Annotated in this window: 21 protein-coding genes and 3 pseudogenes; 16 read left to right on the top strand and 8 right to left on the bottom strand. The window is 35.5% G+C overall.

What is annotated here, in order from left to right; genetic code table 11:
* The first annotated feature begins 8 nt into the window (after positions 1 to 8).
* Together ABWU47_RS00585 and ABWU47_RS00590 are read left to right on the top strand one after the other, a co-directional pair.
* Positions 9 to 1676 (top strand): aminopeptidase P family protein, encoded by a 1668-nt coding sequence (locus ABWU47_RS00585; protein WP_353285702.1) that lies wholly within the window; start codon positions 9 to 11, stop codon positions 1674 to 1676.
* Positions 1677 to 1797: 121 nt separating this feature from the next.
* The gene (locus tag ABWU47_RS00590) at positions 1798 to 2163 is read left to right on the top strand and encodes a hypothetical protein (protein WP_353285703.1); all 366 of its coding nucleotides are present in this window, start codon (positions 1798 to 1800) and stop codon (positions 2161 to 2163) included.
* 37 nt (positions 2164 to 2200) lie between these two features.
* Here ABWU47_RS00590 and ABWU47_RS00595 read toward each other — a convergent pair whose 3' ends face one another.
* Entirely contained in the window at positions 2201 to 2362 is a 162-nt protein-coding gene (locus ABWU47_RS00595) for a hypothetical protein (RefSeq protein WP_353285704.1), read from the bottom strand.
* A 34-nt stretch (positions 2363 to 2396) separates the two neighbouring features.
* Here ABWU47_RS00595 and ABWU47_RS00600 point away from each other — a divergent pair, with 34 nt between their 5' ends.
* From ABWU47_RS00600 to dnaN, 6 genes are all read left to right on the top strand, one after another.
* Positions 2397 to 2726 (top strand): transposase, encoded by a 330-nt coding sequence (locus ABWU47_RS00600; protein ID WP_049973609.1) that lies wholly within the window; start codon positions 2397 to 2399, stop codon positions 2724 to 2726.
* On the top strand, positions 2710 to 3345 hold the full coding sequence (locus tag ABWU47_RS00605; RefSeq protein ID WP_082246250.1) for a transposase: 636 nt from the start codon (positions 2710 to 2712) through the stop codon (positions 3343 to 3345). Before ABWU47_RS00600 ends, ABWU47_RS00605 begins: the two co-directional genes overlap by 17 nt.
* Positions 3342 to 3488, top strand: coding sequence for a hypothetical protein (locus ABWU47_RS00610; protein WP_353285705.1), 147 nt, complete (start codon positions 3342 to 3344; stop codon positions 3486 to 3488). The genes ABWU47_RS00605 and ABWU47_RS00610 overlap by 4 nt, the downstream gene beginning before the upstream one ends.
* A 138-nt stretch (positions 3489 to 3626) precedes the next feature.
* A complete protein-coding gene (locus ABWU47_RS00615; protein ID WP_010963019.1) occupies positions 3627 to 4520 on the top strand; it encodes an RNA polymerase factor sigma-32 in 894 nt (297 codons plus the stop codon).
* Positions 4513 to 5010 (top strand): invasion associated locus B family protein, encoded by a 498-nt coding sequence (locus ABWU47_RS00620; RefSeq protein ID WP_006279310.1) that lies wholly within the window; start codon positions 4513 to 4515, stop codon positions 5008 to 5010. The genes ABWU47_RS00615 and ABWU47_RS00620 overlap by 8 nt, the downstream gene beginning before the upstream one ends.
* A 123-nt stretch (positions 5011 to 5133) precedes the next feature.
* Positions 5134 to 6291, top strand: a complete 1158-nt coding sequence (dnaN, locus tag ABWU47_RS00625; RefSeq protein ID WP_077188385.1) for a DNA polymerase III subunit beta — start codon at positions 5134 to 5136, stop codon at positions 6289 to 6291.
* 79 nt (positions 6292 to 6370) lie between these two features.
* Here dnaN and truA read toward each other — a convergent pair whose 3' ends face one another.
* Positions 6371 to 7108, bottom strand: a complete 738-nt coding sequence (gene truA, locus ABWU47_RS00630; RefSeq protein WP_010963021.1) for a tRNA pseudouridine(38-40) synthase TruA — start codon at positions 7106 to 7108, stop codon at positions 6371 to 6373.
* A gap of 71 nt (positions 7109 to 7179) precedes the next feature.
* A pseudogene (locus ABWU47_RS00635) lies at positions 7180 to 7302 on the bottom strand (IS630 transposase-related protein); the annotation flags it as partial.
* A gap of 167 nt (positions 7303 to 7469) precedes the next feature.
* Between ABWU47_RS00635 and ABWU47_RS00640 the strand changes: the two are divergent.
* Positions 7470 to 8254, top strand: a protein-coding gene (locus ABWU47_RS00640) for an IS5 family transposase (protein WP_238513981.1) whose coding sequence is annotated in 2 segments (ribosomal slippage) — positions 7470 to 7791 and positions 7791 to 8254 — 786 coding nt in all. Because the reading frame shifts where the segments join, the coding sequence is not laid out codon by codon here.
* Positions 8247 to 8492, top strand: coding sequence for a hypothetical protein (locus ABWU47_RS00645; RefSeq protein ID WP_353285706.1), 246 nt, complete (start codon positions 8247 to 8249; stop codon positions 8490 to 8492). Before ABWU47_RS00640 ends, ABWU47_RS00645 begins: the two co-directional genes overlap by 8 nt.
* 69 nt (positions 8493 to 8561) lie before the next feature.
* Here the strand turns inward: ABWU47_RS00645 and ABWU47_RS00650 are convergent.
* Positions 8562 to 9856 (bottom strand): annotated as a pseudogene (locus ABWU47_RS00650) (IS4 family transposase).
* A gap of 119 nt (positions 9857 to 9975) precedes the next feature.
* On the opposite strand from ABWU47_RS00650, the gene ABWU47_RS00655 reads away from it, so the two are divergent.
* Positions 9976 to 10302, top strand: a complete 327-nt coding sequence (locus tag ABWU47_RS00655) for a transposase (RefSeq protein ID WP_338482649.1) — start codon at positions 9976 to 9978, stop codon at positions 10300 to 10302.
* A gap of 116 nt (positions 10303 to 10418) precedes the next feature.
* Here ABWU47_RS00655 and ABWU47_RS00660 read toward each other — a convergent pair whose 3' ends face one another.
* Entirely contained in the window at positions 10419 to 13235 is a 2817-nt protein-coding gene (locus ABWU47_RS00660) for a WPE palindromic element domain-containing protein (RefSeq protein ID WP_353285707.1), read from the bottom strand.
* A 108-nt stretch (positions 13236 to 13343) separates the two neighbouring features.
* Between ABWU47_RS00660 and ABWU47_RS07055 the strand changes: the two genes are divergently transcribed.
* The 5 genes from ABWU47_RS07055 to ABWU47_RS00695 all read left to right on the top strand — a co-directional run bounded on the left by ABWU47_RS07055 (position 13344) and on the right by ABWU47_RS00695 (position 22760).
* The gene (locus ABWU47_RS07055) at positions 13344 to 16451 is read left to right on the top strand and encodes an AIR synthase-related protein (RefSeq protein WP_006279732.1); all 3108 of its coding nucleotides are present in this window, start codon (positions 13344 to 13346) and stop codon (positions 16449 to 16451) included.
* A 1233-nt stretch (positions 16452 to 17684) separates the two neighbouring features.
* Positions 17685 to 20480, top strand: coding sequence for an excinuclease ABC subunit UvrA (gene uvrA, locus ABWU47_RS00680; RefSeq protein WP_006279734.1), 2796 nt, complete (start codon positions 17685 to 17687; stop codon positions 20478 to 20480).
* A gap of 54 nt (positions 20481 to 20534) precedes the next feature.
* A complete protein-coding gene (locus ABWU47_RS00685; protein WP_006279735.1) occupies positions 20535 to 20747 on the top strand; it encodes a hypothetical protein in 213 nt (70 codons plus the stop codon).
* 329 nt (positions 20748 to 21076) lie between these two features.
* The gene (locus ABWU47_RS00690; RefSeq protein WP_006279736.1) at positions 21077 to 21802 is read left to right on the top strand and encodes a ComF family protein; all 726 of its coding nucleotides are present in this window, start codon (positions 21077 to 21079) and stop codon (positions 21800 to 21802) included.
* 64 nt (positions 21803 to 21866) lie between these two features.
* Complete coding sequence (locus ABWU47_RS00695; RefSeq protein ID WP_077188329.1) at positions 21867 to 22760, top strand: ankyrin repeat domain-containing protein; 894 nt, start codon at positions 21867 to 21869, stop codon at positions 22758 to 22760.
* A gap of 1 nt (position 22761) precedes the next feature.
* Here ABWU47_RS00695 and ABWU47_RS00700 read toward each other — a convergent pair whose 3' ends face one another.
* The 3 genes and pseudogenes from ABWU47_RS00700 to ABWU47_RS00710 form a co-directional block, all read right to left on the bottom strand.
* Positions 22762 to 24306 carry a UDP-N-acetylmuramoyl-L-alanyl-D-glutamate--2,6-diaminopimelate ligase gene (locus ABWU47_RS00700; RefSeq protein ID WP_077188330.1) on the bottom strand — a complete coding sequence of 515 codons (1545 nt, stop codon included), beginning with the start codon at positions 24304 to 24306 and terminating at the stop codon, positions 22762 to 22764.
* Positions 24281 to 25514: pseudogene (gene metC, locus ABWU47_RS00705) on the bottom strand (cystathionine beta-lyase). Before metC ends, ABWU47_RS00700 begins: the two are co-directional and overlap by 26 nt.
* A gap of 7 nt (positions 25515 to 25521) precedes the next feature.
* Entirely contained in the window at positions 25522 to 25806 is a 285-nt protein-coding gene (locus tag ABWU47_RS00710; RefSeq protein WP_077188332.1) for a BolA family protein, read from the bottom strand.
* Positions 25807 to 25810 lie beyond the last annotated feature (4 nt).

Below are 25810 nucleotides of genomic sequence, written 5' to 3' on the forward strand. Positions count from 1 at the left end.
GGTGTTCTATGTCAAAAATCGAAGAATTTCGTTCTTTTATGCACGAGATAAACGTTGATGCATTTATGTTGCATACTAAAGATGAATATTTAAATGAGTATTCAGAGGAGCTAACAAAGCTGTGTGGCTTTACAGGAATAAATGGGCTACTTATCGTTACAAAAGACAACAAGTGCCCATTTTTTACGGATGGACGCTATATCACACAAGCTCGCAATCAGCTCGATCGGGGCAATTTTCAAGTATATAATATACAAGAAGAGGATCCACGCGAATGGATAAAAGCAAACTTAACATCGACTGCCTCACTAGGTTATTATTTGCAATATTTTACCATAGAAGATATAAGAAAGTATGAGAATATCTGTAAATTAATACCCTGTTTAGCTGGAAAAAAAAGTGACTATCGAAAACAAGCAGTGGTTTTACATTCTATTGAATATGCTGGTGAAAGTAGTAAGGACAAATGTGAAAAAGTCGCTAAAAGTATAGATAAAGAAGCTGAAGTAGTGCTTTTAACTGATCCAAATTCAATTTCATGGTTATTAAATTTAAGAAACGAAAATGCTAAATATACTCCATGTATATTGGGCCGTGCTATATTGTATAAAAGCGGTAATGTTGATTTGTTTATTCAAGATAAAGAACATTCAACTATAGAAGCAAATTTAGGCAATCATATAAATATTTTTGATATTAGTGAGCTAGAAAATTCGCTGCACAAGCTAAATTCAATAGTTATAGATCCAAACACAACTCCAATGAGTATCATGGCTGTAATAAAAGATAAACAGGTAGCTGAAAGAGAGGATCCTTGTTTAATTCATAAAGCAGTAAAAAATCAAACTGAAATAGCTGGGGCTATAAATGCGCACATCAGAGATGGAGTGGCAGTTACAAACTTTCTACATTGGCTTGAAAATAATGTTGGTACAGAGCTTGAAGCTGAAGAGAAACTCTTAGAATACAGAAAAGAGCAGAATTTGTTTAAGCAACTAAGTTTTCCAACAATTTCAGCATTTAATGAGAATGGAGCAATAATTCACTATCGTGCAAGCAGTAAGACGAATAAAGTAATTCAGAAAGATGGACTGTATTTGATTGACTCTGGTGGCCAGTACCTTGACGGCACAACTGATGTGACAAGAACTGTAGCAATTGGCAATCCAACTGATGAACAAATAACCCACTATACAATAGTACTCAAAGCTCACATTGCTATAGCAAGTGTCATCTTTCCTCCTGGCACTACTGGTGGAGAATTGGATATATTAGCACGTACGCATTTATGGAAATTTGGAATGGACTATATGCATGGTACAGGGCATGGAGTAGGAAGTTACCTATCAGTACACGAAGGACCACAAGCAATATCAAAGGGAAATAAAGTGAAACTCACGCCAGGCATGATACTATCCAACGAACCTGGCTATTACATTCCGGGAGAGTATGGAATAAGGATTGAAAATCTGATGTATGTTGATAAACATAAAAATGGTTTCTTGGGATTTAAACAACTAACCTCTATTCCATATGATAGAAGGCTAATAAGTGTGCAAATGCTTACTAAGGATGAAATTGAATGGATAAATGGCTACCATCAATTTGTCTATAAAAACTTAGAAAATAGCGTAAAAGATAAGGAATGGTTAAAGAAGGTATGTGACCCTTTATAAGCAAAGGAGCATTTTTTATTATTTAAAAAGTATTAATGCAATTGTGACAGGTATTTTGTATTGTTTTTAATTTTAAAATAATATATAATAAAGAACACGTATTTTTAGGTAGGTTATAATTATGATGGACAAAGGGCAAGAAGATGGATTTATGAAGCAGTATATGGATACTTGCAAAGAGCAAATAGAAAAATTAGCCAAGGATCCTGAATTGCTTAATCAGACTTTAAAACCATTTGTGCAAATGTTTCAGCAGCTTATGGCTGGCGGTATGTTAGAAGGGGCTATGCCTGGCACGATACCTGATTTGGGCAGTATGGATGTTAACAAGATGATTGCTCAGATGAAGGAAATGATTGACTACATAAGAGGTAACTATAAGGAACTAATGAAAGAGCACAGCTCGCAGATTCAAGAGCTTGATGAATCCAGTAAAAAGCTAAGAGGCTTAGTTAAAAAATTGATAGAAAAGATCGAAAGTAAGTAAATAACATCTGGATTTCTGTCATTCTATATACAACTTTCTAGTTGGACGGTAAGTCGAGGTCAATTATTGATGTCATGAAAGTAGCTGACACTGGTTCCTTTATGACGGCAGTGCCCAGAGGTGTCATCCCAGTGCTTGACACTGGGATGGCTTTGTTGCATAGCAACTGAAAAATCTGGTGGCTACTGACAAAATTCATTATAAAATAGCCATTTAACCTTGAAAGAAAAAATATGCCACAAAAAATGAGGGTCAGTAACCATAGCGAATATAACAAATTTCTAGAAAAAAGAGGAAATATTTTTCATTATACCAACGAAGCCATAGAAAAGTGGTACGAGAATGGTCCAAAAATACCAGGTGGCAACAATATTTATAGCGATAAAGTTGTAATTTTGGTGCACATAATAACTTGTTTATTTAGAATAGGCCTGAGGCAAACAGTTGGGTTTATAGCAGGATACCTTGAGCAAATTGGGAAAAATTTGCAAGTTATCAGCTATTCACAATCATCAAGAAGGTTTAAGAAACTCAATATTAAGATCAATGATTGCAGAAAATAATATGGAAGATATCGAAATTGCTATAGACAGTACAGGAATTAGTATATACAACAACACTCCTGGTCATAGCAAAGAAAATAGCGAAGATAGAAAGTATCGCAGCTATGAACAGACAAGAAAATTGCATGTAATGTTGAATACAAACAGCAAAAAAGCCATAGCTGTAAAATACAGTAACGGTGTCTACTCTGATCACTATGGAGCTTGTGATTTGCTAAAAGAAGTCGATTTTCAGTATGTCATAAAAGTACTATATGCAGATAGGGCATATGACAGAGAAAAGCTCTATAAGCTGTGTAATCAATATGGTATAAAAACGAAAATTCCTCCGAAAAACAACGCAGCAGAGCATCCAAAATTGGATTATATGCTTGATAGAAATGCCGCTATTCAGTTAATGAAATTACATGGTGAGAATGGTATAAAAAGATGGAAAGAAGAAGTAAATTACGGAAAAAGATCGTATATTGAAGGATTTTTCTCAAGGTTGAAGCGAATATTTGGGTTTAGTTTTAGGAGCAAATCTGAAATTAATCGTGAGAAGGAACTGCTACTCAAGTGTTATTTGCTTAACAAATTTACTGAAATAGGCATGGCTAAGTTTGAGATAGCTTCATGAATTTATTGTACGTTACCTACTATCCGAAGAGCGATGCAACAAAGCCATTCCAGTGTCAAGGCACTGGAATAACACTATTTGCTATGTGTTTAAGCTATAACGTTTACCATTGTACTGGTAGAATATCATCTAAAGTTACATGATGTTATCCAATTAGCTAACACTGCGGCCTACTGTCTCCAAGAAATTAGATGGAAAATTTGTACTTTTTTCAAATCAAAGCTTGAATTTTTGCTCGAAAATCAATATATTATATGCATGAAGTTTTAATTTAAGTTGTTATGTTGACCTCAATGGCAAACTTATGTGTCGATAGCAGAACCAATCTCATGCAATATATTGCTAGGGTGCAAAAATTTCCTATGCTGTCTCAAGAGGAAGAGGTACGATTAGCAAAAAATTGGAACCAATATAAGGATGTTTCTTCTGCTCATAAATTGATTACCAGCCATTTGAATTTGGTAGTGAAAATTGCAATGAAATTCAAAAATTATGGACTATTGTTGATGGACCTGGTCATGGAAGGAAATATGGGTTTAATGCATGCAGTGAAAAAGTTTAATCCTGATTTAGGGTTTCGTTTTTCAACTTATGCGGTGTGGTGGATTGAAGCTTCAATAAAAGACTTTATATTGAAATCTTGGTCGTTTGTGAAAATAGGCACAACGCAAGCACAAAGAAGATTGTTTTTTAGTTTACGTAAAATAAAAAAAAGAATTTTACAGTATACAAACAGGGAAACCTTAAATAATGAAGAAATAAAAGCAATATCTAATGAGCTTTCTGTATCCGAAGGAGACGTTCTGCAGATGAATTACCGTATGGCTTGTAAGGATCAGTCGCTAAACGATTGCATAAAAATAGGTGATGACTCTAAAAGGGAGCTACAAGATATGATCCCATGTAACTTGGTTAGTCAAGAAGTAACCTATCAGAATCATGAAGAAAAAGAATTAAAAGAAACAATTTTAAACAATGCACTAGCGAGCCTCAACGAAAGGGCAAGAGACATTTTTATCAGTAGATATTTGTCTGAAAACATTCAAACTCTGGATGAACTTAGTAAAAAATATTGTGTTTCAAGAGAAAGAATAAGGCAGTTGGCTGAGCAGGCGATGGCTAAGGTAAAACAATATATACAATCTGAAAGTTTGAAATTTGGTTTGCATGCGTAGTTTTTTTATATTTCTAATATTTTTTTCGATAGGCGCTTTTGCATCGGTTAGTGATGTACAATTGAAGGAAAAATATAAAGATTGGCTCGTGTATACTGCATTGGAAGATGGAGAGAAAGTATGTTATATTGTATCCTATCCTAAAAAAAAAAGCGAATATTATACAACCAATCGCAAGCCGTATGTAATGGTTAGTTATGTTGATAAAAAAGCAGATGAGGTAAGCGTTACCTCTGGTTTTCAGTATGATAAGGAGCCTGTAGCTCTCAATATCGACAAAAAAATTAAATATACACTGCCCATAATACAGGGAAGTTTTGCGTGGGCAGAGCATACAAAAATAGATCAAGATCTCATTCTAAAAATGAAGCAGGGATTATCAATGGTAGTTAATGGAAAAACAAAAACAGTGACCATTGATGATACTTATTCCCTACTTGGTTTTCAAAAAGCGTATCAAAAAATGCATGATTTATGCCATACAAAGTAAATTATTGTAACAGAATAGGTAATTTTCCAGTTGTAGTATAAAACAGACTGCCCTTTCGATAAATAGCACTTTACTTTATATGGGATGTGGATATCATTTAAAATATATTTTTGAGAGTTAGCAATGTCAGAGGTTGCAGGTGTAGATACAGAAATCAAAAAGCAAAATTCTGTGTGCGAGCAGATGCGTTTTAGCGTGAGCCGCACAAGTCTTTTAAATACATTATCCAGAGTAAGTGGAGTGGTTGAAAGGCGTAATGCAATAGATGTTTTGGCGTGTATAAATATCAAAGCACAACACGGCAGCATAAAATTAATGGCAACTGATCTTGACATTTCAATGTTTGCCTCACTTGCTGCAACCGTATTAACAGAAGGAGAAGTAAAAATTTCAGCGCATACTTTACATGACATAGTGAAGAAGTTACCCGCTGATTTGGATGTCAATTTTGAAGTAAACAACCAAGGAAAATTATTGATGTCTTGCGGAAATGCAAACTTTTCTTTACCGAATGTAGTTTCAAGCAGCTTTCCTGCTCTTGAAGAAGACAATTATAAACATGATTGTACTCTACTAAATACAGACCTGATAGACTTATTAACTAAAACAAAATTTGCTGTATCACTAGATGATACAAGGTATAATTTAAATGGAATATATCTACATACAGATGAGCAATTTCTGTACTGCGTTGCAACTGATGGCCATCGTTTATCATGTATAAAGAGGCCAAAGCCTGGGAACATCAATGGCGAATTTGGTGTGATCATTCCACGTAAAACTGTTATGGAGCTGTTAAAAATATTGGACGATTGTAATGAAATTAAAGTAAAACTCTCAGACAGAAAAATCAAGTTTACATGCGGTGAATATATTCTAATATCAAAATTAATAGATGGAACTTTTCCAAATTATAAAGCAGTTATTCCAGCATCTCAAGATAAGCATATGATTATTGAAAGTAAAAAACTTTCAGACGTTATAGATCGAGTTTCCGTTGTTGTATCTGATAAAGTAAAATCTATTAAATTCTCACTACAAGAAAAGCTGCTAACTCTGCATTCAAACTCCCAAGAGTGCAGTGATGCAACTGAATCCATAGAAGTGGACTACAATGAAGCCACTATAGAAATAGGGTTCAACTCGCGTTATTTACTTGATGTTCTATCCTGCATAAAAAATAAATGTAAGTTTAGCTTAGCCGATGGTAATAGTGCTACAATTATCACTGATGAAGACGATTCAAGTGCATTATATGTAGTAATGCCAATGAGAACTTAAACTCGTCATCTCGCTGCTTGTTAGCGGAATCTGGAGATACCGTGGCGGTATGGCACTTATTTCACTAGCTTTTATTAAATTAGTAATCTATCTTTACCAAATATAAGCCAAAAGGTGGTGCAGTAACTCCAGCGGCACTTCTTTTGCATTGGTTTAATATATTTAGCATTTCTTGCGGATTGGTTCTATTTTTTCCAAATTCAACTAAAGTACCCACAATAATCCTCACTTGGTTATGTAAAAAGGAAATAGCAGATATTTTGATGTGTATATGATTCCCATTTTGTATTATATCGATATCATCAATTGTTCTTATCGGATTTGCGGCTTGACAATCTTTTGAACGGAAACTTGAAAGGTCATGTTTTCCAAGTAGATGTTTAGCAGCTTCACGCATAATATTTACATCAAGTGGGCTAAACACTTGCCATACATAACCCGTCTCCAGAGCGGCAGGAGCATAGCGATTAACTATTCTATATTCGTAATATCTTTTTTTTGCTGAAAACCGTGCGTGAAACGCATCATCTACAACTTCTGCATTAAGCACGACTATAGGAATTGATTTTAAATGATAGTTTATTGCATTCCTTATTCTATAAAGCTCAAATTCCTTTTCCATATCAAAATGAGCAACTTGTCCTAAAGCATGAACTCCTGCATCAGTCCTGCCACCACAGTACAAAGTAACTTTCTCACCACTAAAATTAAATATAGCATTTTCTATCTTCTCCTGGATTGAGTTAGCAGAGTGTTGCTGTTTTTGCCAACCAGAGAAATTACTACCATTATATTCTACCGTTATTTTGTATCGCACTGCATTACATCAAGCTCTATCTAAAATAGTCATTTTCTATCTTAACATAATTTATGGTCAAGCCTACAGTGCTGCCACTCCCATAAAGTAGTTCGTCCAATCTTAAATCTTGCTGCCACTGCTTCTCTGCTTTCTCCTTCGTCTAGCGCCTCCATTGCTTTTTTTCTTAAATCATAACTATATGCTGCTGGCATTCAACCTCCTTATCATTATCTATCCTTATCACATCCGGACTTCTATGAAAAGAGCTATAAGAGGTTGTCCGGAAACAAGTAAAAGGCTATAATATCTGAAATTTTAGTACGGGGTAAAGATGAGAAAAAAGTATCCAACAGATCTAAGCGAAAGGGAATAGGCAAGAATAGAAAAACACTTCAGAGTATCATACAAGAAAGGAGGAAGGCCGCCAAAGTATAGCAAAAGAGAAATATTAGAAGCAATTTTCTATGTATTGCGTACAGGGTGTCAATGGCGGTATTTACCAAATGATTTTCCGCTATGGAAGACTGTGTATGAGCAGTTCAGGCAATGGAAGAAGCAGGGAATTTTTGAGAAAATGAATTATGAAATTACAAAATATAGTAGAAGAAAAATAGGAAGGAATGAGCAGCCGAGTGCCTGTATAGTAGATAGTCAATCTGTAAAGACTACAGAAAAGGGGGGATCAAAGGCTATGATGGAAGTAAAAAAGTAAAGGGTAGAAAAAGGCATATAATTACAGACACTCAGGGTTTTATACTAGGTTGTTACGTAGGCGCTGCTAACGAAAATGATAGAGATGGTATTAAAATAGCATTAAACAATATGAGAACAAAATATACTAAAGTTAAAAAAATGTGGGCTGACATGGGATACCAAGGAAGAAATTTAAAGAATCACATAAAGGAAGAATATGACATAGATATTGAAATTGTTACAAGGCCTCCATGTAGATTTTGGGTGCACAAAGATACGCCACCTGAGCTACTACCAACAAGAGAACAAGGGTTTAAAGTACAGCCAAGAAGATGGGTTGTAGAAAGGACTTTTGCTTGGGTTAATAGGAATAGAAGGCTATCGAAGGAGTATGATTTACTCACAACATCCACTGAGAATTTCATATACCTAGCTATGAGTAGGGTTATGTTAAAGAGGGAATATGCTTGAATTTACTTGTTTCCGGACAACCTCTAATATGGAAGATATCGAAATTGCTATAGACAGTACAGGAATTAGTATATACAACAACACTCCTGGTCACAGCAAGGAAAATAGCACTGACAGAAAATATCGTGGCTATGAGCAAACGAGAAAATTGCACGTAATGTTGAATATAAACAACAAAAAAGCCATAGCTGTAAAATACAGTAACGGTCTGATCACTATGGAGCTTGTGATTTGCTAAAAGAAGTTGATTTTCAGCATGCCATAAAAGCACTATATGCAGATAGAGCATGTGATCATACGCGTCAAGTTAAGAGATTGTGAGCAAATTTAGAGAGGTTAAAGTGGATACTCTAGCCCTTCTACGTTTGTCTTTTAATGAAAATCGCGACCAAGTTATAGTGAGTTTTTTAAGAAATGCTTTTAAACTATTAATCTTGGTTAATACTAAAAATAACTCTCTAACCCGTCTTTTTAGCTCAATAAATGCCTTTGTTAAGCTAAGTTCTGTATTCTTTTTCACTTCTGTGCAACCAACTATGCCGTGAAATATAAGAATTGCGCACAATTTAGCATATAGTTCACATAATACTCTGCATGGCTTTCCTTTTAGCTTATCAAGTCTGATATGGCTTTTATACAATTTAAATAATTTGCCACCTTACTCTGTAAATCGTTAATACTTGCTCAGCACTAATTTTATTTTCTGGAACATTAGTTATACCAATTCAACAATTTTTGATTTCTTTTAGAGGATCCTGCGATCTTGCTAATCTATTAGCTTTCCTTCTTCTGGCTATAGACTGTTCTTCAGTTAGTTTCTGACATATAATTCTTACTCTAATTTTTGCTTCTTTTCCTAACAATACCTCGTTTTCTAAAAATAACTTATCCTCTAAACATTCTAATAACTCCATTTTTTGATTTGTTTCTACATCATATACGTTGGTATCGACGACTTATGAAATAAGCTCCTATTTCATTGATTTGTTTAAAAGAACTTGGCACAAAATAACCGAGATCAGATATTAGCAAATCATTGCTTGATATATTACTTAAATGTTTCCTATATCCCTGGTCTGATCTTATTCCCTCCGTTAAATTAAGTTGGTCTATTATCTGATTCATGTAATCGAAAACTAATTGTAACTTTATTCCAGACTTAGTATTGCTTTCATAGCCACTGTAGCTAGTACCATAACCTTTATACATCTCTTCCATACTGTTAGGTAGAGTAATATAGCTACTGTCCAATAATTTAACACTATTAAATTGCTGTAAGATTTTGCAATCAACTTGCAAGATATTTTTAAAGAGAACCACAGATTCATTATACATCCTTTTCATAAATTCCACTGCTTCTTCAGTAAATCTAAAATCCAAACCTTGTTTTGTTATATCTATCGAGTCCTCGTTTAGTAATTGACACATTGTTTCTACGCTACAATTATCAACTCCTATATTACCCAAGACCATGGCTTTTACGAATGATGAACCTTTTAGCTTTCTCTTTCTTTTTATAAACCTTGTTGTAATTGAGATTTTCTCTGCTTTTTCATTAAAAAATTCTTTGAGCTTTTTTGATAAGCAAGTTATTTTATTCATTGGTTCTCTCACTAAAAGTATATCTGGGAGAACTTATACCTTATTATTCTATCTCTTTCATACCTTTATTTCCTTAACTTGACGCGTATGGAGCATGTGATAGGCACAAGTTTTATAAGTTGTGTAACAAATATGATATAAAGACAAAAATTCCACCAATAAACAATGCGGCAGAACATCCAGAAATAGATTATATGTCTGACAGGAATGCTGCTATTAGGTTAATAAAATTATACGGTGAAGATGGCATGAAAGAATGGAAAAAAGAAGTAAATTATGGGAAAAGATCTTATATTGAAGGGTTTTTCTCAAGATTAAAGCAAATATTCGGATTTAGTTTTAGGAATAAATCTGAGATAAATCGAGAAAAAGAACTGCTAATCAAATGCTATTTGCTTAATAAATTCACTGATATTGGTATGGCTAAATTTGAGATAGTTACATGAATTTACCATAAATCACCATCTCATAAAGTGTGATGCAACAAAGCCATCCCAGTGTCAAGCACTGGGATGACACCCTTTTGGATAGAAACCAGTGTCAGGTACTCGGATGACACCATTTACAACCACTCTCCTACCCTTTCTAGCTGTTTATAGCTGTTAAATCTCAAGAATTTATCAAAATATGGAGAGGCAATAAAGGGTGTGGAATCACTTAAATAGTTAGATAAAAAACCAGGCAGATCATTTTTTAATTCTTGCATTTTGTATCTATAATTTTGTATAGAAATAACTTTTATTTTATCATAATCAAGTTTCCAATAAGCAAGTTCTGAGACTTCTCTTTTTGTTATATGTTCTACCGCTAAGGCTTGTAAAATTAATTGCGGAAAAAACCCCGACATCACTTCTTCATTGGAAGGTGGTGTACCAAGCTTATAGTCTATAATTGCTACTTGCCCACTTGGTAGATACTCAACTCTATCACATCTTGCTGTCAGTAAGATTTCTTGTGGGATCAGATCTCTATTCGTCATCCAAGCAGTTTCATACTGATCACAAGAACCAGTTTCACGCGCTGGAATATGAAATATCGGACAGGAAAAGCTCTTTTCCAACTCAACATAATTGCTTCGAGTTTCATCAAATTCGACAAAAGATTGAATTATCTTTTGTAGTCTTACCCACCACATATTTGAAAAATTAAACTGACTAGTCGAGAATGCTTCTCGTGCAATGCTCATTGGAGATTTTTTGTTGCGTAAATATCTTGCAAGAATGTTGTGTACCATAGTGCCAAATTCCAATATCGATGGCTTAAAATTCAAGTCTCTTAATTGTTTAAGGCCCAGTATATACTCAACGTAAAATGAATAAGGATTACGAATTAGCTTTTCTATTGCACTGCAAGACATCACCTGCATTTTTTCTTTTCTAACTTCGGTTTGAGGTTTTGGCATAGGCTGAGTACATGGAACAGTACATTCAGGCGTATTTAATATCCTTAGCCAATCACGATAAGGATATTTTGACCCCTGCAACAGAATTTCCAAACGCTGCAATAGCATTGGTTTTCTATGGCTTAGCGATCTTGTAATATAAACCTTACTTGCACAAAACAAATTGTGTAAAGTATAAAAAAAATACCCCTGCTCTTCTTGCGCAGAAGGAAGATTAAATTTTTCTCTCGTAAGTGCATTCAAAAGCGGACTTTGAAAGCTTGGCGCTTCATTAAATCCAGCAAGTATCACAACTTTGTTGTGATATAAGCTGAATTTATTCAAGTCACTTGCTACAGAGAAAAACTCTTTCTCTAAAAATAAGGTCAGAATTTGGCTATATAACTCTAAGGAGCATTTAATTTCTACACCCTCACATGCATTTGAAAAATTACAGGTAAAATTACCTATTTCACTATTTAGCTCTGAAAAATTTATACCAGATAATATATTAATACACTGCAAATGAGTTGCTACCACATCAAAAATAGAGCAATTTATAGAACGAAGTAAAGGATTAAATATAACTTCTAACTTACTGATAATAAGTAATATATCTTCTTTGTATTTTAGCTTTTTATGGGCATTGATAGCATTTATAATATCGCTCAGGCCATTTGTACTAAAGTTGCGTAATATCTCTATTTCAAATTCAGATAAAATCCGAGTGTACTCTTCTTGAGTGTAACCAAAAGTCACTAGCCTATGTTTAAGGAGCGAAAGTAATGACACACTGCTCCAATTTGAGGTCAAAACTTCGATACTATAAAGCAGAAGCGTTATATAAGGGTAATTTTCCGGTATGGCACTGTGTTGCCTTGATAAACATGCTATACGAGCTGCAAGTAATTTATCAAAGACGACCAAAGAAATGTTTTCATAACCTTCATTTTCTATAATTAATGATGTCACTTGTGCTTCTTCCTCTCTGGAATCACAAGTGATGACTTCAATATTGCCAACATGTCCACTACTAACTTTGCTTAGATCGGCAGTTGTATCAAAGACGTAATCTAGATATTCCTCAGGACTTCCTGTTATCCCAGCCCTTTCTTCTGTCATCCAAGTAGCTGACACTGGGATCCAGTTTTCATTATACAGCCACCTGGTGCGCTCATTTAAAGTTAAGTTTTCTGGATCCCAGTGTCTGGGCACTGGGATGACACCAGAACACGCTTCTGGCAGAAAACTAACATCCCTTCTATCCACTTTTAAATAATCGAGTAGATCTTTCAGGCAATATTGATAGTGTTTTTTATCAAGCAATTTCCAGTCTTTCTCTTTAATTTTCAAATTCAGGTTAGGCAAAATTATTTTTCCAAATGGCAGATCATATATAGCCTTAATTAACGACTTATCCTTTCCAATTCCAACAAAGATTATATGTTGGTCTTTTTGTAAAGAGGTTATCATATTGTTTATGTAATCACTCTTATGTTTTAATATATCTACTACTTCTAAATCTTTTAAAGTTTTACTCCAAGTCTCAGTGAGTAAGCTTATGAAATTCTCTATTTTTTTTGAATGTTCATCAAATTGATAACAATCCGTTGTTTGGGTAGATTGAATTTTATCAAGCAATGATGGCAGGCTATAAGCTAAATCAATTGGGAAATTATCATTATTTTTTCTATTCCATTCCAATATGAATTGAATGAGTAGCAGCGTCCTTTTTATTGGACTTATAACTTTAACTCTATCAAGATTTAATATTAAATCTTCCTCATCAATGTTCTCTAGCGAAACTATCTCTGGCAAAATTATGCATTTTTCAGCGTTATAATTCTTGAATGCACTCAGCAGCGCTATCACATCCCTCTTGCAAGGAAGTATGACCTTTATCTCGGGAATTTTTTCTCTTTCATATTCAGAAAATATGTGCTGAACCAGCACATCAAAAAGGGATTCATCCACATTAACAGTAAAAACTCTTCCCACTAACAGTAACAATTAATACAATACTTTTATTGTATAGAAATTATTTAAAATATAAATGTGCTCGCAGTTTCTTATGCTATGATATATTAAGGTCTTTCACAATATTACATGGCAAACATCAGAATAGAAGTTTTAAATAAATGTGAACAATTTGGCCGCAGAAGGGTAGTTAATGTTTACTTGATTTACATAAGCAAAGAATTACCATCAAAATTACATGAAGAAATTTGTGGGCTATTTTATAATAAAGTCATACAAGACTGCCGTTATTATTCCTACAATGAAAACCTTGAAGAAGTTCAATATAACTTCATAGAACCACAAGCAAAGTGGGGCTTGGAGATAAGCTTTTTACCTGGCATGACTGACAATGTAGGCAACACAGCGAAACAAATTGTTAGAGAATATTTAATAAACAAGGACTACATTGATGAAAATGTTTGTATAAAAGCAAGAAGTTCAAAATTGATTCTAAGTCAAGCAACTGAAGATGATATAAAACAAGAATTTAATCCTATCACTGAGTATTGCATTCTTGTTCATAAAGAAAACGGCAATTTCTATTGGAGGCATTACGGTAAATTAAAAGGTGTCATCCCAGTGCCCAGACACTGGGATCCAGAAAATTTCAAGCAATTGTATAATGAAAACTGGATTCCAGTGTCAAGCACTGGAATGACAGAAGGTAGGGTTGGGATGACAGAGGATAGTACTAAGTCCGTTGACCTCAATGTAAGTGACCAAGAGCTTGAAAAGATCAGCAGAGATGGAATCGATGGTAATGGCACTTTAGGGCTCTCTCTGGCAGCAATGAAAGCTATAAAGGATTACTTTAAAAAACTTAATAGAAATCCATATGATATTGAACTTGAGTCCCTAGCACAAACTTGGTCTGAACATTGTAAGCACAATATCTTTTGCTCTCCCATTGATGAAATAAAAGATGGCCTATACGCACATTATATCAAGCGTGCAACGCGTGAGATAAATTCTGACATATGTGTGTCAGTTTTCTCTGACAACGCAGGAGGAATAATTTTTGATGACGATTACTTGATTGTAGATAAAGTTGAAACTCACAATAGCCCTTCAGCTCTTGATCCATTTGGTGGAGCAATGACTGGAGTGCTTGGAGTAAATCGTGATATAGTTGGTTTCGGTAAAGGCGCAGAGCCTATAATGAATACCTATTACTTTTGCTTTGCCAAAGAAGCAAAAGGCAAGTTTTATAGGGATAAAGAGCGCACTGATGAGATCTTACCGCCAAAATATATAATGAAAGAAGTGATTCACGGTGTTAATGTTGCTGGTAATTGCTCTGGTATTCCAACACAACTTGGATCGGTATATTTTGACGATAGATTTTGTGGAAAGCCGTTAGTCTTTGTTGGCAGTGTCGGAATTATTCCACGCAACATAAATAACGCACCTTCACACATCAAAGGGCCTAAAAACGGCGATAAAATCGTAATTATTGGCGGAAGAGTTGGAAGGGACGGAATTCACGGTGCAACGTTTTCCTCAGAGGCTTTGTCGGGAAACAGCCCTTCAACAATTGTGCAAATTGGTGACCCTATAACACAAAAAAAATTATCCAACGCCGCCTTGGAAGCAAGAGATCTTGATCTTTATAATGCAATAACGGATAATGGAGCAGGCGGTCTATCATCATCTATTGGTGAAATGGGAAAAGACGGATTTGAAGTTGATTTGAGCAAGGTTCTCCTTAAAAACGATGGTATGGCTCCGTGGGAAATATGGATATCAGAATCACAAGAGAGAATGACCTTAGCAGTGCCAGAAGAAAATCTCCCTATGTTTAAGCAAATCATGAAAAAACATGATGTGGAGGTTTGTGTGATTGGAGAGTTCAATGAGAGTGGTAAAGCTGTTGTTAAATGTCCTAAAGGGAAAGTAATAATGGATATCGGAACTGAATTTCTGCATGATGGTAATCCTAAAGTGCATTTACAGACAAAGCCGTGGTCTAAGGAGTCTGCTGTATCCTTTCCTGTCATCCCAGTGCTTGACACTGGGATCCAGCAGGTAAAGCCTGCAAACATTTTACGCCAAAACTCATCTAATGGTGGAATTGAATGTGAAATGGATTCCAGTGTCAGCTACTTGCATGACACCCTTTGCGTGTCAGCTACTTGCATGACATCAAGCCAAGAAACTGAACTAAAAGAAATGCTGAGCAGACCAAACATTTGCAGCAAAGAGTTCATAGTGGTGCAATATGATCATGAGGTTCAAGGATCGTCAGTGTTAAAACCACTGCAAGGCAAGGGAAGAATGTGCAGCGAAGCTATTGTCTCAAGGCCTGTTCTTTCTTTAAATAAAGGTGTTGTAAAATCGCAAGGATTTGGCTCAAGTTATGGAGAAATTGACACCTACCACATGGCAGCATGTGCAATTGACACCGCGATACGCAACTATGTAGCCGTAGGAGGAAATATAAATCATCTAGCGTTGCTCGACAATTTTTGCTGGTGTGATGCTTATAATCCAGAAAGGCTATGGCAGCTAAAGAGAGCTGCAGAGGCTTGTTACGACTTTGCAACTGCATTTAAAACACCATTCATATCCGGAAAAGACAGTATGTTCAATGACTTCAAGGGATATGATGAAAATGGCGAGAAAGTGATAATCTCCGCACCACCTTCATTACTCATCTCAGCAATTGGAATTATAGAAAATATTGAAAATGCGGTATCGCTTGATGTGAAAATGCCGGGAGACTTGATATATGTACTTGGAGAAACACTTGATGAACTTGGTAGATCTGAATATCAGTTATATAGTGGAATAGGTAATAACAACGTACCAAAAGTTGATGCAAAGAGCGCTAGGAAGTTGTATGAGCGTTACAACCAGGCAATAAAAGATGGCATAATTGCCTCTGCAATTGCACCAAACTTAGGCGGATTAGTTATTGCTCTGGCAAAATCGCTAATTGCAGGAGACCTTGGTGCTGAAATCGATCTTTCACTAGTGCCAATAGGAAAAATACAAAATACAGACATAATAAACAAGATAATAATGTTTTCTGAATCGCAAAGTAGAATTTTGGTTACTATTGCACCACAAAATCAGAAGAGGTTTGAAGAATTGTTTGAAGGTGCAGTTTATTCATGTATTGGCAAAGTAACAGAGAAAAAGGTGCTAAACATAAAGGATGTTTTAAAAGTAGATCTGAAAGATGTGGCATGCTAATATAAAATATTTTTCTTATTATGCTAAATAACTCTTTTACTATATGTAATGTTTATTTAGAATGAATGTATGTTATTAATTTTGGGTAGGTAATTATGTCTATTTTATCGATACTCCTGTTTATCAGTCTTTCTTTACTCAACACTTCAAATAAATTGATGATATGTGCTGCCTTATTTGTGGGAGCTGCTTTAGTTGTAAATTCAATGGTTGAATTTTATGGCAGAAGCAAAGCTACGTACAACTTAATAGTGTGTACAGCGCTATGTTGTGTTTTTAAATGGCAAAGTTTTAATTTGATGATATTGATTTCATATACTGCAATTTTAGTATCTCTTCTCTCAAGCATAATTATTTTTGAAAAATTGAAGTCCAAGTTGAATTTTCATATGGCAAATTTCATTACTTTAATTATAGCATCAGTGGTTGATAGTGCCGTTGTATGTGTTGGATTACTATACAAATTTTCTGCAGGTAAATGCTTATCAATATACATTAGAGATTTAATTTTTAAGTTTTCTTATGTGTCAGTATTGAGCATCTGCTTGTTTGTAGGAATGTATTTATTTTGCTTGGCGAACAAGAAGTATTTTAAGATTTCCACATAACCTGTTTTCTGATATAGCTAAACTGACTTTGGGTCCTGGGGGTGTATTTGGTGGTCCTAATACGTAACAACAGTTTAGAATTTATAGGTAGCCTAAACTCACAACTGTACAAACACTATGATTTGAGCCTATCAGGGGGGTGTCATTCCAGTCTGGAATCCAGAAAAAAGAATGGTGTCATCCCAGTGCTTGACACATAGCTGTACGAACATTCATTTTTGAAGGTAAATTGCACAGCAAATGGTGTCATTCCAGTCTGGAATCCAGAAATTTTGCTTATAACTGAGCTGATGAGCTAAAGGTAGTTGTCTTACGCTAAAACAAACGTTTTTAATTAAGTTGCATAGAACCAGTGTCTGGGCACTGGCCCACTGGTGGGAATTGCTCCTAAACTACAACGTTCGTACAGCTATGTGCTTGACACTGGGATGACATCATCAGGGCACTGGCCTACTTAACCGTCATACCGTCGCGGTATCTCAGCCGCTAACAAGTAGCGGAATGACGATTTATCAAACGCTGCCTAATTTTCCGTAACAGTTGAAAAAATCAATAGAAAATCAATATATCACTATAAATTCACGTATTTTGAGGCTATAATGGTTAATACGCTATATGGTATAATATGGACGATTTTATCAGAGTTAAGGGCGCAAGGGAACATAATCTGCAAGGTGTAGACGTCAATATACCGAAAAATAAGCTAGTTGTTATAACTGGGCTAAGTGGTTCTGGCAAGTCTAGCCTTGCATTTGATACGATTTATGCAGAAGGCCAACGCCGGTACGTTGAAAGCCTGTCAGCTTACGCGCGTCAATTTCTCAACATTCAGGATAAACCAGATGTTGAGTCGATTACAGGTCTCTCTCCTGCAATATCTATCAACCAGAAATCGATCTCAAAAAATCCAAGGTCAACAGTTGGAACTGTTACCGAAATTTACGATTACTTGCGCTTAGTATATGCACGAATAGGAGTTCCTTATTCACCTGCAACTGGATTACCAATAACAAAACAAACGGTGTCTCAAATTGTAGACACTATAATTGCGTTACCTTTAGAAACTAAGATATATATACTTGCCCCTGTTGTGCGTGGTAGAAAGGGAGAACATCTTAAAGAGATATTGGAAATTAAAAGACAAGGTTACGTAAGGTTCAAAATAGATGGTGAAGTGTACAATGTAGATGACTTGCCTAAACTCGATAAGAACAAGAAACACGACGTTTTTGTGGTTGCAGATAGAATATCAATATTGGGCGATATAGGAAATCGACTGCCAAGTAGTATAGAATCCGCACTAAAACTTGGTAATGGTCTAATGTATGTAGAAATAGTAAACCTACCTGACAACCATAATTCCGAGTATAAAAATGGTCAAATTCTAACTTTTTCAGAGAATTTTGCATGCCCCGAGTCTGGTTTCACTCTTGAGGAAATAGAACCAAGATTATTTTCTTTTAACAGCCCTTACGGTGCATGTGGTTCGTGTAATGGGCTTGGTAAAAAACTAAGTGTTGATATAAAGCTAATAGTACCGGATGAAACTCTTTCAATATCTGAGGGTGCTTTAAAGCCAGTGGGATCAATGTTCCGTCAAGTGCACACAGGTTATGGATTTCTAAAAAGTGCAATTCTATCACTGGCTGAAAACTACAAATTTAACCTTGATATTCCGTGGAAGAACATAGATCAAGAAGTAAAAGATATGATACTCTTTGGCTCTAATAAATTTCAAGGTTTGATCAGTATCTTGGAGAACCAGATGGATTATGATGAAACACTTGTTGAGCGATATTGCTCTGTCACTCACTGCAGAGAATGTACTGGCTATAGATTGAAAAAAGAAGCGCTTACAGTGAAAATTGATAGCAAACATATAGGTGAAATATCAAGGCTCAGCATCGATGAATCCCTTAAATGGTTTGAAAATTTGCCAGACAAGCTCACAGAACAACAGAAGCAAATCTCAAGTAAAATATTAAATGAAATAATCAAGAGGCTAGCATTTTTAAAGAATGTAGGGTTGAATTACCTAACGCTTGATCGAGAATCTAGCACTCTCTCTGGTGGCGAGAGTCAGAGGATCAGGCTTGCTTCACAAATTGGCTCTGGTTTAACAGGAGTGCTGTACGTGCTTGATGAACCCTCGATAGGCCTTCATCAATGCGATAATGATCGGTTAATTGCTACACTGAAAAACTTGAGAGACATGGGTAACACTGTAATCGTTGTTGAGCATGATGAAGATACAATAATGGCTGCTGATTATGCGATTGATATTGGTCCTGGAGCTGGCGTAAATGGTGGAAAAGTTGTTGCAGAAGGAACACCAGACCAGGTGCAAAGAAATTCAGGGAGCATAACAGGGCAATATTTGAGTGGAGAGAAAAAAATTTTAATTCCAAGAAGAAGAAAGCAAGCAACTCAGTTCATAAAAGTAATAAATGCATGTGAAAATAACTTAAAAAATGTGAACGTTAAATTTCCTATAGGGAATCTTATTTGTGTTACTGGAATATCAGGAGGGGGAAAATCAAGTTTAGTCATAGAAACGTTATATAAATATTCAGCACATAAGATACATCATTCGTCTGCACGGTATGGCCAATGCGATAAGATAGAAGGCCTTGAATATATAGATAAAGTTATAGAAGTTGATCAGTCGCCAATTGGTAGAACTCCTGCGTCAAATCCAGCAACATATGTCGGTATGTTTACTCATATAAGAAATTGGTTTGCAGGTCTTTCGGAGTCAAAAGCAAGGGGGTATAATATAGGCCGGTTTTCATTTAATACCAGAGGGGGAAGGTGTGAGGCTTGTAAAGGTGATGGGCACTTAAAGATAGAGATGCATTTTCTACCGGACGTTTACGTGAAGTGTGAGCAGTGTAAAGGACGAAGGTATAATCGGGAAACATTGGAAGTTACTTATAAAGAAAAATCAATCTCTGATGTGCTTGATATGACGATAGATCAAGCTTGTGATTTTTTTGAAAACCTTCCAATGGTAAAAGAAAAGTTGGTTTCTTTGCAGGAAGTGGGGCTTGGCTATATAAAACTCGGACAGTCGTCAACAACGTTGTCTGGGGGTGAAGCACAACGAATAAAGCTGTCCAAAGAGCTATCAAAACGATTTACCGGAAGAACATTGTATATTCTTGATGAGCCAACAACTGGATTACACTTTGAAGATATAAATAACTTACTAAAAATACTCCATAGATTAGTCGATCTGGGAAACACTGTTATAGTTATCGAGCACAATTTGCACGTTATAAAAACTGCAGATTATATAATAGACATCGGACCAGAGGGCGGAATAAAAGGCGGAGAAGTGATTGCTACTGGAACTCCAGGAGAAGTGGCAAAAATTCCAGAAAGTGTTACAGGCAGGTATCTTAAAACGTATTTATTATAAACTATTTCTTAATTATATTAGGCTAGGTTGCATATTTATGATTTGGAGATAAGAATGTCAGTATATCGATACTTTAGAAGGTACGTTGAATATGGAGTTGTACCTGCTAAGAAAGCAGAAGATAACACACTAGTTCCAGAAAATAGTTTCTATAAATCTGTACGTTACGTTGATAATGTGCTAGGACCTGTGAAAGATGTAATTTGTGGAGTTGAGAGTAAAGACAATTATAACAAGTATTATCAAGATAATGATAAACGTGGGTAACAGGGCAGAGAAAGTGTATTCATTGTGTGCACTTGGTGCTATTTTAGCAGCCAACATAATATTGCAACCTTTATGTTTGATACTATAACTAAAGTGACTTAGGTTTACCGACGATTTGATAAACGACAAATTCGTCATCCCGCTGCTTGTTAGCGGGATCTAGAGATACCGCGGCGGTATGACGTAGGAAAACCTGACTTGCACTAGCTACAGCACTCAGCAGTGGCTCAGTTTGAACTATATTGAAATGAAATAAAAAGTGAAAGAGTGTAAGCTTAAGTTACTTTAGCTATACTATATAAATTATTTTATAATATATTTAATGAGTTGTGAACCTTCTCTTACTAAAAAAAGCTACAAATCTCATATTTCCAAGCGTATGCGTAAGTTGCGAATGTATCATTGATGAAAATCTTAATCTGTGTAGTGAATGCAACAAAAAAATCAATTTTCTAACTAAGCATTACTGCAATGTTTGTGGCGTAGTAATCTCAGACAATATTTATACGTGTGGTAAGTGCATCATCAATCCTCCACCGTTTAAAGTATTAAGATCAGTTTTTGCTTATGATCAACATAGTAGAAACATGATTATAAATTTCAAATTTTTTGATAATTTGAATTACGTAAAAATCTATGCAAAGTGGATACACCAAGCTAATCAGGATACATTTCAGAACGCAGAGGTCATAATTCCTATACCGTTACATAAAATGCGCTTGTTTAAACGTAAATATAATCAAGCAGCGTTGCTTGCAAAAGAGTTGAGTAAGTTGTCCAATTTATCCTATACGCCATTTGCAATAAAACGCCTTCGCCATACTGTGCCTCAAGCTGGTCTTTCACTTAAACAGCGTGAAAAAAACTTAAAGAAGGCTTTTAAAACAAGCAACAAGAAAATTATCAAAAATAAAATCGTGATATTAGTTGATGATGTGGTAACAACCGGAGCAACTGTAAGATCTTGCTCTCAGGAAATTTTAAACTCCGGTGCAAAAGAAGTGAGAGTGCTATCACTTGCAAGAACGGTAAATGATTGTGAAACTATTACGTAAAAATCTTGACTTGTTTTTGTTTTATCTATAAAATAACTTATAGCAAATAGTTGTTGGAGAGCTTATGAGTATAAAAGAGCAAGAAATTGATGCCATATTCCAAGAAATAGAGCAAGAATCAAAAGAAAGTGACATAATTGAAGAAATTAAGCAAAAGCTGCTCGTATGTAACCAAGATACATACAATCAGTGGAAAAGACTTAATTTTCACATAGATCATTTATTTGAAATACGGCAAGAGATTACCCATGCTTCTAGGCATTATACTACTGCGTTAAATATTGCTGCTCATAAAGGCTTAGTAAAAACAGTAAGACGTCTACTGGAGAAAGGTGCAGAGGTTAGTACACGCGATGGTGGTAGACACACTGCTCTGCATTGTGCCGCTAACAGCGGTAATACGGAAATAATAGAATTACTACTGGAGCAAGGAGCATATATTCACTCATGTTCTAAACTTGGCTCAACACCGCTGCATTTTGCTGCTACTAATAATCATATAAATGCAGTGAGGTGCCTGTTAAATAAAGGAGCTAGTCCTTTAGCACTAGATAATAATAATTCCATTCCCAGTATGTTTGCTACAGACAAAGAGGTGATTGCTGTCTTGGAGAAAGCAGAAGAAGAGAAGCCTAAGGAAAATGCTGCAAAGGAGGCAGAGGAAAAAAAACATCAGGAAGAGGCTGCTGCTTTAAAGAAAGCAGAAGAAGAAAAACATAAGAGAGAAATGGAATGTAAGAAAAAAAGGCAAGCAAAAATGATTGCTGTAGGTGGTATTGCAACTGCATTGATAGTGGCGGGTATTGGATACATTGTTGAATTACCTATACTAGTAACTATTGGTATATCTGTATCCATTGCATTAGTATCTGTTTGCATTGCGTACGTAATGTCAAAACCTAACACTAAAATGGAAGAAACAGAGAGTTTTGTGCAGAAAGTTGGCCAGAATATATAGGTCAAGATGCAACTTTATTTTTAATAACCTCAACATCGCTAAATTCAAAAGTTTGGTTGCCTATAATTTGAAATTTCTCATTTCCCTTTCCTGCAACTAGCAGAATCATACCCTCGTTATAGGCAATATCTACGCCTTTCTCTATAGCTTTTCTCCTACCTCCTATCTCCAGTGCATCAGGGCAATGTAGCAAAATATCGTGGCGAATTTTTGCCGGATCTTCATCACGCGAATTATCATCTGTAATTATTACTTTATCTGCATACATTTGTGCTATTTTGCCCATTTCTGAACGTTTCGTCTGATCGCGATTTCCACCGCATCCAAAAACTAGAATTATTTTTTTGTTGATATGCCATTTTAAAGACAATAGGGCTTGTTTAAGCGCACTTGGAGTATGAGCGTAATCCACGAATGCAAAAGGTTTCACTTTTTCCATTCTTCCTGGTGGAGAAACGAGTTTTTCTACGCATATTTCTCTGTAATTTAATCCAGATATACCAATTGCACATAGCAGACTATATGCTTGAAATTTTCCTAAAACTGGGAAAAATGTATTGTAAATTTGGTTATCAATTTTTACTGTAAGATGTTGACCATTAGGGGTTGATGTTTGCTCTAATAAAGTAATATCAGAGCCTTTTTTTCCATAAGTCACAACTTTATTACTGCGTTTTTCAGCTATTTTAAGCAATGCGCCATATTCATCTATATCCGCATTTAAAATCGCTGTTTTTCCTTCTGGTAATACTTCGTAAAATAACCTTTTTTTAGTTTCTAAATATCCACCAAGACTTTTATGGTAATCTAAATGATCTTGCGAGAAATTAGTAAAAGCTGCAGCACTCAACTTTAATCCATGGATTCTGTATTGATCAATCCCATGACTTGATGATTCCAACACTAAGTGTTCTACACTTATACCACGCAATGTTGCGTAAAGGTCTTCTGCACCTGGAGTGGTAAGGCTGTTGCTATTACCTTTTCTGCCATTATTGATGCATGTTCCAAGTGTTCCAATAGACGCAGCATTATAGCCAGAGTTTTGCCAGATCTGGCGGCAAAATTCTACTACTGAAGTTTTACCATTTGTACCAGTTACAGCAGCAACATATTTGGGCTGTTTGAATTGATAAAACCTGCTGACTATTTCGCTGTATATTTCTTGAGGGTTTAGGTGTTCAAGCACTGCAAAACCCGGAGTATTTGTCATGCAAGTAGCTGACACTGGAATCCAGTTTTTATTATACAATTGCTTAGTGTGTTCATTTACAATTAAATTTTCTGGATCCAAGTAGTCAAGCACTGGGATGACATCTTTCTTGGCCCCTTGTATCACAACGTCTACACAGTTGTGTACGTAACACTGTGATTCAGTAGGAAGGATATGGATTCCAGTATCGCATGTTGCGTATTCTTTACTCCTTTCTGACACACAAACAAAAAGATAACCTTCCTTGACTCTCTTGGGATTACATGTAACGCCCTTGATTTCAATATCAAAGTTAACATCAATAATGTTATGCAGTAATTCTCTCAGTTTCATCTGCCAGCTTTGATATTCAAACATGGCAGTCTTGCTAGTGCAGCATTTAAATCAGAGATCAAATCCTCAGAATCTTCTAGTCCACAAAATATCCGCATGAAACTTCCACCATAATCTGAATTCATTACAGATCTTGACATAGATCTACGATCTATTGGTAATATCAAACTGTCACACCCTCCCCAAGAAGCACCAATACTAAAAATTTTCATATGATCAACCATGCAGCTTAGTTCTTCACATGAATATTCTCTATCCAGTATTATACTAAATACGCTACTTGCTCCTTTGAAGTAACTTTTCCATAATTCGTGTTGAGGATGGGAGGGAAGTGCTGGATACAAAACTTTTTTGATTTTTGAATGTTTTTCTAGCCACTTTGCCACTTCCATTGCTGTATTTTGGTGCCTTGCCATACGTGCATGCAGTGTTCTTAGTCCCCTATGTGCAAGGTAGCAGTCGTGCGATTGAATGGTTACTCCATAATTTTTATAGCTCTCATAAAGCAATTTAAAAGTTTCACCTTCAGCAACCATAGCTCCCATCACTAAATCTGAGTGACCGGCTAGATACTTTGTCACCGCATATAGTGCAACATCAACTCCATAATCAAGCGGCTTAAATAACAAAGGAGTGGCCCATGAATTGTCACAAACGGTTACAATTCCACGTTCTTTAGCAACTTTTACTATATGCTCTATATTCGAAATCTCAAACGTTACAGAACCAGGAGTCTCGATCATTATCAATGAAGTATTACTCTGAATTAAATCAGTTATATCCTGTGTTGGATCATAAAAAGTTACTTCTGTTCCTCTTTTTGGTAGCTCATTTTCTGCAAACCTCCTAAGCCTATAATAACTATTATCTTGAATTAAAACGTGCGAGCCTGCTTTAGCGAAAGTTAGAATAGCAAAAGTAAGTGCAAATAGTCCGGAAGGATAAATAAGCGCTTGTCCACTCCCTTCAATTTCAGCCAGTGCATTTGAAAGATAATGAACAGTAGGAGTACCAACATTACTGTAGCTATAATCCCTTGCAACACCATCGTTGATTACATCGTATATACTTTCTCCATTTGCTGCATTTAAGTAGTCCTTGTAAGTAGGGAATAATATGGTAGAAGAATGATAAACTGGCGGGTTCATGGAACCTTTATAGTCATTAAATTTTCTTCCTGCTTTAACTAATATAGACTCTTCCTTCACATTTTTATTATTTATTTTTTAAATTGTACTCATCTTGCGTATACAAGTGAAGAGAAATTGCATGTATTAGCTCTATCTCACCCTTCAATAACTCATAAATCAACTTGTGTCTTTTTAGAACGCTCATTCCAATAAAGCCGTCAGATATTAATATTAATTTAATGTGCGAAGGTAATGTTGAAGATGAAGCAAAATAATGATCAGCATGCTTTGCTGATTCATCGATAATGTTGATATCAATTACATCTATCGAATCGCGTATCTTTTCTTCTATTGTTTTAATAATATCCATAATG

It is taken from the genome of Wolbachia endosymbiont (group A) of Gastracanthus pulcherrimus (assembly GCF_964028265.1).
In the GTDB taxonomy this organism is placed as follows: Bacteria; Pseudomonadota; Alphaproteobacteria; order Rickettsiales; family Anaplasmataceae; genus Wolbachia; species Wolbachia pipientis.